This is a genomic window from Streptomyces sp. UNOC14_S4, assembly GCF_020740835.1.
Lineage (GTDB): Bacteria > Actinomycetota > Actinomycetes > Streptomycetales > Streptomycetaceae > Streptomyces.
This window is the reverse complement of sequence record NZ_JAINFC010000379.1, coordinates 1-7,559: the sequence shown is the minus strand read 5'-3', so window position 1 is coordinate 7,559 and position 7,559 is coordinate 1. Positions and strand designations below refer to the sequence as shown.

6 protein-coding genes are annotated in these 7,559 nt (G+C 69.7%); 2 read left to right on the top strand and 4 right to left on the bottom strand.

Annotated features, from left to right (window positions below; genetic code table 11):
• The first annotated feature begins 22 nt into the window (after positions 1-22).
• Together glyA and K6I34_RS27075 are read left to right on the top strand one after the other, a co-directional pair.
• A complete protein-coding gene (gene glyA, locus K6I34_RS27080) occupies positions 23-1,285 on the top strand; it encodes a serine hydroxymethyltransferase (protein ID WP_229329607.1) in 1,263 nt (420 codons plus the stop codon).
• Between the two features lie 265 nt (positions 1,286-1,550).
• The gene (locus K6I34_RS27075) at positions 1,551-2,933 is read left to right on the top strand and encodes an L-serine ammonia-lyase (RefSeq protein WP_229329599.1); all 1,383 of its coding nucleotides are present in this window, start codon (positions 1,551-1,553) and stop codon (positions 2,931-2,933) included.
• Between the two features lie 213 nt (positions 2,934-3,146).
• Here K6I34_RS27075 and tgmC read toward each other — a convergent pair whose 3' ends face one another.
• The 4 genes from tgmC to K6I34_RS27055 all read right to left on the bottom strand — a co-directional run bounded on the left by tgmC (position 3,147) and on the right by K6I34_RS27055 (position 7,005).
• A complete protein-coding gene (gene tgmC / locus K6I34_RS27070; RefSeq protein ID WP_229329597.1) occupies positions 3,147-4,361 on the bottom strand; it encodes an ATP-grasp peptide maturase system methyltransferase in 1,215 nt (404 codons plus the stop codon).
• Positions 4,351-5,316, bottom strand: a complete 966-nt coding sequence (gene tgmB, locus K6I34_RS27065; RefSeq protein WP_229329595.1) for an ATP-grasp ribosomal peptide maturase — start codon at positions 5,314-5,316, stop codon at positions 4,351-4,353. Before tgmB ends, tgmC begins: the two co-directional genes overlap by 11 nt.
• Positions 5,313-5,618 carry a putative ATP-grasp-modified RiPP gene (tgmA, locus tag K6I34_RS27060; protein ID WP_229329593.1) on the bottom strand — a complete coding sequence of 102 codons (306 nt, stop codon included), beginning with the start codon at positions 5,616-5,618 and terminating at the stop codon, positions 5,313-5,315. The genes tgmB and tgmA overlap by 4 nt, the downstream gene beginning before the upstream one ends.
• Before the next feature lie 625 nt (positions 5,619-6,243).
• Entirely contained in the window at positions 6,244-7,005 is a 762-nt protein-coding gene (locus tag K6I34_RS27055; RefSeq protein ID WP_229329591.1) for a hypothetical protein, read from the bottom strand.
• Between the last annotated feature and the right edge of the window lie 554 nt (positions 7,006-7,559).

Here is a 7,559-nt window from a genome sequence, read left to right as displayed (position 1 = left end):
CCAGGAAGTCCAGGAAGAACTCATGTCGCTTCTGAACAGCTCCCTCCATGAGCTCGACCCCGACGTCGCCGCCGCCGTCGACGCCGAACTCCACCGCCAGCAGTCCACCCTCGAGATGATCGCCTCGGAGAACTTCGCTCCGGTCGCGGTCATGGAGGCCCAGGGCTCGGTCCTCACCAACAAGTACGCCGAGGGCTACCCGGGCCGCCGCTACTACGGTGGCTGCGAGCACGTCGACGTCGTCGAGCAGATCGCGATCGACCGGATCAAGGCGCTCTTCGGTGCCGAGCACGCGAACGTCCAGCCGCACTCCGGTGCGCAGGCCAACGCGGCCGCGATGTTCGCGCTGCTCAGCCCCGGCGACACCATCCTGGGTCTGAACCTGGCCCACGGCGGGCACCTGACCCACGGCATGAAGATCAACTTCTCCGGCAAGCTCTACAACGTGGTCGCCTACCACGTCGACACCGAGACCAACCTGGTCGACATGGACGAGGTCGAGCGCCTCGCCAAGGAGCACCGCCCGAAGCTGATCGTCGCGGGCTGGTCGGCCTACCCGCGCCAGCTGGACTTCGCGGCCTTCCGCCGGATCGCCGACGAGGTCGGCGCGTACCTGATGGTCGACATGGCCCACTTCGCGGGCCTGGTCGCCGCCGGGCTGCACCCCTCCCCGGTGCCGCACGCGCACGTCGTCACCACCACCACGCACAAGACCCTGGGCGGTCCGCGCGGTGGTGTGATCCTCTCCACGGCCGAGCTGGCCAAGAAGATCAACTCTGCCGTCTTCCCCGGTCAGCAGGGTGGTCCGCTGGAGCACGTGATCGCGGCGAAGGCGGTGTCCTTCAAGGTCGCGGCGAGCGAGGAGTTCAAGGAGCGCCAGCAGCGCACGCTGGAGGGCGCGAAGATCCTGGCCGAGCGCCTGGTGCAGCCGGACGTGACCGAGGTGGGCGTCTCCGTCCTCTCCGGCGGCACGGACGTGCACCTGGTGCTGGTGGACCTGCGCAACTCGCAGCTGGACGGCCAGCAGGCCGAGGACCGCCTCCACGAGGTCGGCATCACGGTCAACCGCAACGCCATCCCGAACGACCCGCGGCCCCCGATGGTCACCTCGGGCCTGCGGATCGGCACCCCGGCCCTGGCCACCCGCGGTTTCCAGGCCGAGGACTTCCGCGAGGTCGCGGACATCATCGCCGAGGCGCTGAAGCCGTCCTACGACGTGGAGTCGCTGCGCGCCCGCGTCACGGCCCTGGCCGACAAGTTCCCGCTGTACCCCGGGCTGAAGTAGAACCCTGAAACCCGGAGTGATAACCCCGGGTTAACCGGCCGGTAGGGGGCGTCGGGCACACTCCAGGTGAGCCGACGCCCCCGTACCGTGACCGGACCGTGGTGCGGGGCCCGAGAACGTGCCCCTCGTCACCACGGGCCCCCGGCACAAACCGGCCCGCATCACGCACACTGAAGAGCGGGCCTCCCCCGTCCACGAGCGGGATCTCCCCCGCTTCACCGGCGGACTCCCCCGTACCACCCTCGATCCACAAGGAGCTGCCACCGTGGCCATCTCCGTCTTCGATCTCTTCTCGATCGGCATAGGCCCGTCCAGCTCCCACACGGTGGGGCCGATGCGTGCCGCGCGGATGTTCGTCGGAAGGCTGAAGAACGAGGGCCTTCTGGCCCACACCGCCTCCGTCCGCGCCGAGCTCTTCGGCTCCCTGGGCGCCACCGGCCACGGCCACGGCACGCCCAAGGCCGTGCTGCTGGGCCTGGAGGGCCACTCGCCGCGCACGGTCGACGTGGAGATCGCGGACGACGAGGTGGAGCGCATCCGCACCACCAAGCGCCTCAGGCTCCTCGGCACCGAGATCGGCTCGGCCCACGAGATCGACTTCGACGACTCGACCCAGCTGATCCTGCACCGCCGCCGCGCCCTGCCGTACCACGCCAACGGCATGACCCTCTTCGCCTACGACGAGGCCGGCGCGCCCCTGCTGGAGAAGACGTACTACTCGGTCGGCGGCGGCTTCGTCGTCGACGAGGACGCGGTGGGCCAGGACCGCATCGTGCTGGACGACACCGTGCTGAAGTACCCCTTCCGCACCGGTGACGAGCTGCTGCGCCTCTCCCGCGAGACGGGCCTGTCGATCTCCGCGCTGATGCTGGAGAACGAGAAGGCCTGGCGCACCGAGGACGAGATCCGCGAGGGCCTGCTGGAGATCTGGCGCGTGATGGAGGCCTGCGTCTCGCGCGGCATGTCCCGCGAGGGCATCCTCCCCGGCGGCCTCAAGGTGCGCCGCCGCGCCGCGAGCACCGCGCGCCAGCTGCGCGCCGAGGGCGACGCGCAGGCCCGCGCGATGGAGTGGATCACGGTCTACGCCATGGCGGTCAACGAGGAGAACGCCGCGGGCGGCCGCGTGGTCACCGCCCCGACGAACGGCGCCGCGGGCATCATCCCGGCCGTCCTGCACTACTACATGAACTTCGTGCCCGGCGCGGACGAGGAGGGCGTCGTCCGCTTCCTGCTCGCCGCGGGCGCGATCGGCATGCTCTTCAAGGAGAACGCCTCGATCTCCGGCGCCGAGGTCGGCTGCCAGGGCGAGGTCGGCTCCGCCTGCTCGATGGCCTCCGGCGGCCTCGCCGAGGTCCTCGGCGGCACCCCGGAGCAGGTCGAGAACGCCGCCGAGATCGGCATGGAGCACAACCTGGGCCTCACCTGCGACCCGGTCGGCGGCCTCGTCCAGATCCCCTGCATCGAGCGCAACGGCATGGCCGCCGCCAAGGCCGTCACCGCCGCCCGCATGGCGCTGCGCGGCGACGGCCGCCACCACGTCTCCCTCGACAAGGTCATCAAGACCATGAAGGAGACCGGCGCCGACATGAAGGTCAAGTACAAGGAGACCGCGCGCGGCGGTCTCGCGGTGAACGTCATCGAGTGCTGACGGAAGCGGGGCCGACCTGCGACGACGCGCGTTTCACGGCGTTGTCGACGTCGCGTCCTTGATCGGTCCCGCACTCCCCGGACGCTCCCCGGGAGCCCCTGGTACTCCCCAGGAACTCCCCAGGAAACGCGCTGAAACGGCCCGCCGTTCTCCCCACTGACCTGGGGCGGAACGGCGGGCCGTTTGGCTTTCGACCGAGGGATGGAGGTCTGTCTACGGGCGGCAGCCAGGAGCCTCCGTTGCTGTCGGCAGGCTCCAGCTCGGGCCGTCGGGTGACCCGAGCCATACGCTTTGCCGCTGCGGGGTGACCGTGATCCCGAAGTCCGTCGGTGCCGGGGAGTCGGCGGCGTGCCAGAGGGCGAGCGACTTCTCGAGTTCGTCCCAGAGGGCGACCGGGCCGCCTTGGCGGACGTTCCATCCGTCATCGCCCTTGGGGGTGAGGACGGCGAAGGATTCGCTCGTGGCGTCCAGTACGTACGTGGTCGAGGTGCCGTCGTCGGCGGGCATGGAGAAGAAGCGGGCGCCAGGCATGGCGAGCTGGGCCAGGAATCCGCTGTCGGGCATGGACAGCAGACCGGGCCCGTGCGGGGTACCGCGTGTGGTGCCGTCGTCCGGCGCGGGGATCGTGCCGAGGCTTGCGGGCGCGTCCTGCTGCCGGGCGATCATGAAACTTGTGTCGTCGGCGATGAACCGGCCCTCGGCGCGGCCGTGGTGGTCGACGGTGAGGCGGACCAGGCCGAGGGAGCGCATCCAGCCGCGGAGGGTAGCGAGGATGACTCCGCCGGGGCGGGACTGCTGCACCCACGGGTAAGGGATGTGGCGCACACCGCAGGTGGCGATCGTCCGGTCGTGAGTGGCGCCCTCGGGGTCTCCGGCGAGGCCGTCGCCGACGATGAGACGTGGGGTGTATCCGGATCGGTTGAGTGCGTCGCGGGCGCGGGCAGCGACGTCGGGGTCCGTCTCGACGGAGGTGACCCGATCGGGGCTGAGACGGTGGCACATGAGGGCGGTCGAGTAGCCGGTTCCGGTGCCGATCTCCATTACGGTCATGCCGTCGTGCACCTGAAGTTCTTCCAGCATGCGCACGACGAGTGCCGGCAGCGTCGAGGAGGACGTCGGGTGCGCGTCGCTGATGGGCTTCGGGTCGGTCCAGTCGATTTCGCGGCCGTCGAACTGCGTGATGAGGGTGTCGTCGGCGTACGCCTGCCGCAGCCACTCCTCAACACCGACGAGGTCGGCCGTGACGGGGGTCCACGTCGTCAGGCCGGGGGCTTCGGTCTCACGGTAGAAGCACAGCACGAACTCGTGGCGGGGGACGGATTCGACGGCGGCGCGCCATTGCGGGGAGCGCAGCCAACCGTCGTCGGTGAGGTGGGCGGACAGCTGGTGCCTCAGCCTGGTTGCGGTGGAGTTGATGTCAGGTGCCATGGGTGCCTCGTTCCAGGAGGTCAGCGAGGGCCGCGGTCATGGGCAGTCCCGTGGGGGGTTCCAACCATGCCCATTGGCCCGAGGGGTTGCATTCGATGAACGTCCACTCGCCCCGATAGGAGAGGGCGAAGTCGAATGCGCCGAAGACGAGCCCGAAGTGCCGGAGGTAGGCGTAAAGCGCGCGCTCCACGTCCGGCGGTGGGGTGACAGGGGTGTAGGTGTGGGTGCTGTAGTCGGTGCGCCAGTCGAGCAGTCCGGAGTCGATGCGCACCGCGAATATCCGGTCCCCCATCACGGTCACGCGGACGTCCGCGGCCTTGTCCACCTGGGCTTGGAAGAGGTGCATGGTGCCGGTGATGGAGTCGTCGATCTCGTCGGCCTCGACTGCGGCGACGGGGACGGTCTGGGCCTTGCCGTCGACGAGGTAGAGCGGTACGGAGATGGGTTTGAAGATGACGGGCCCGTGCTGCTTGATGAAGGCGCGGGCGTCGTCGGGCCGGTTGGTGATCAGTGTGGGCGGGACGATGAAGCCGCACGCTGCTGCGGCGGCGAGGCCGGCGGGTTTGTACTCGGCGTCGCCAATGCGGTGGGGATGATTGACGTACAGGCAGCCGGGGAGCGAGGCGAGGATGCCGCCGAGGCCGTAACGGGCCTGGGCCGCGGCGAAGCGCGCGGCCTGGTGGTCGAGGTGGGGAAAGGCGAATCCGGAGGGGCGCCGGTAGTACAAGGACCGGACGGCGCCGAGATCGGCGGTGCGTGTCGGGGTCTGCACGCTTCCACGCCACCGCTCCGCGCCGCCGCCGATGAAGGCGGAGCACGACAGTGTGGCGGGGAAGTCACCGGAGTCGAACCGCACGACCGAGGTATCCCGGTCGTGCAGCTCGGCAATCACCAGATCGGCGGTCGGGTCGTCAAGGTTGGTGACGACCGCGACCGGGCGAGGGTCGGGGGTCACTGGTCGGTGTCGTTCCCAGTGTCGCTGTCGGGTGCGTCGCCGCCGTGCCTGTCACCCTGGCCGGTGGTTCCGGTAGGCGGGTTGGTGCCGGACGACGTTCCGTGCCCAGGCGCCATGACGACCGCGCCCGAGGCATCGAGGTAGCGGGAGGTCTGGGTGTCGCCGTCGAGTTCGACGCGGCTGTACTCGTGGGCCTCGAACGGCGGGTACGGGGCGATGCGGCGCAGCGCCCACGGGGCGAGGGTCTGATGCCCTTGGGGGAGCGGTGTTCCGGTGGGGAACCGGTCGGCGTAACTGAACATCGCATGCCTTTCCATTCTCAGACGGACAGGACCGTGCGGTGGTGCACCGCCCCGCAGCCCAGAAGACAAGGCGCGGGGCGGCAGCTTAGGGGCCCGAGGCCTACCGGGTGGTGAGGATGCGGTGTGCGGTACGCCAGTGGGCTACGCGCTGCCGGGCGATCCGTGCCTCCTCCTGTGCTTCTCCGCCCCTGACAGCACGGCACAGGGCGGCATCGATGACGCAGCAGGTCGGGCAGGAGGGGCCTGGGGCGCCAGCGGGGGCGACGCTGCCTGGACCCGGACCATGTCCATGGGGAGTGGTCACCACGTAGCGCCATGCCTGGTCGAGGTCCGGCCGGTCAGCTTTCATCACGTGCCGGGCTCTCCCTTTCCTGCATGCTGCTGACGCGCCGAGGTGCGAGGGGAAGCTGGCTTCCCCCAGGAACGCGCCTAACGGCTTGGGGGCTGGTCATCCACTCGACCCCGCCCCCTACCGGGCGGAGGAAGGCGGCGTCGTGGTGGCGGCTCGTGCAGGGGTCCTGCCAGTCCCCGGCGTACATGAGGACACCGGTACGACCGCTCTCCTCGTCGCGGACGAGAGTGCCGGCCGGCGGCAGGCTGCCAGCCGGATTGGCCTCGGTGAGGGTCACGGTGTGCCCCCTTGCCCACGATGGTTGCGGCCGACCGCATCGGCCTCGTGAATCCCGGCCGTTCTCCGCTCGCGCCAGCGGGCGACCTCGTCCTCGGGCACACGGGAGATACCGGACAGGTGGGCGAAGAGCTGCCCGGCGAGGACCCACCGCTGCGCGGGGTCCCCGTAGTAGACATACTCCTCCCTGTCCGAGGTGACCTGTCCCGTGCTGCGGCAGAGCTCGTAAAAATGGCCGTACACCCCGGCAACCGCGTGATCCCGCACGCGAACCAGCGCGTGGCTGCGGCGCAGGGCCGGGCACAGGGGCGGGGCCTCGATCGCGCACCGGCGGCAGACCGGAGGCTGCACGGTGCGCTCCACGGCCTGCGGGAAGGACTCCTCGACGCCTGCGGTGTCCAGGAGCCACAGCGTGCCGTCGACGGTGCGGTCGGCCGGCCCGCCGCAGACCTGGCAGAGCCAGCGCCGCATGCACCGGCGCTGACGCTGCGAATGCACATAGCCGAACTGCGGCGTCCCCTTGCCGGGCGCCAGGCCGCGGTTGGTCCACAGGACCCCGCGCTCGTCACGGTCCTGAACGTTCTCCCCACCCACGAACGTGATCCCGGCGCCTGCCCGGTGGGGGACGATGGCCACCTTCCTCCGGGTCTCCCCACTCCACGCGGTGATGTAAGGGGCGGTCAGATGCACCCGACTCGGCATCTGCAGGCCGGTCGGCGGCATGGCGTGGGCGGGCAACATGGTGTCGGGGATACTCACAGCCGACCCCCGAGGTGGAGCCACCCGGGTTCCGTGTCGTAGTCAACGTGGAGCGTCATGCTCTCCTCATCTCGGGCAAGGCGCGGTGCGGCAAGGGCAGGGCCTTCCCTGACTTGCCGACCGCTTGTCTGCGTAGGCGGAGCAATCGCCGCCGACAGGGATGGACCAACTGGCCTGCTGATCCGTTGATCCCGCTGCCATCGGGCGAACTGCCGTGGCCACGACCTTGGCAACGTCGTTGACAGGTGTCGGCCCAGGACGGGACGCGCAGCATCGGACTTCTGACGGCACGCGATGCTTCCTCGACGCCCCTGGCTGACCCCTGGGCCGACGTGACGACCATCTACCCGGAGGCGCGGTGACCGGAAGGTTTCACGTGGGTTTCAAGGCCCATCAGGCGCCCTGGACAGATGAGTTCGTGCCACTAAGCCTTGATCCACCGAGCGATGACCGGTCCAGGGCCTGGACATGAAGACGCGGATGCCCCTTGAACTGGGACGATGGGACTTCCTACGGTTCCATATCCACAGATCGAGAGAACATCCGCGAGATGC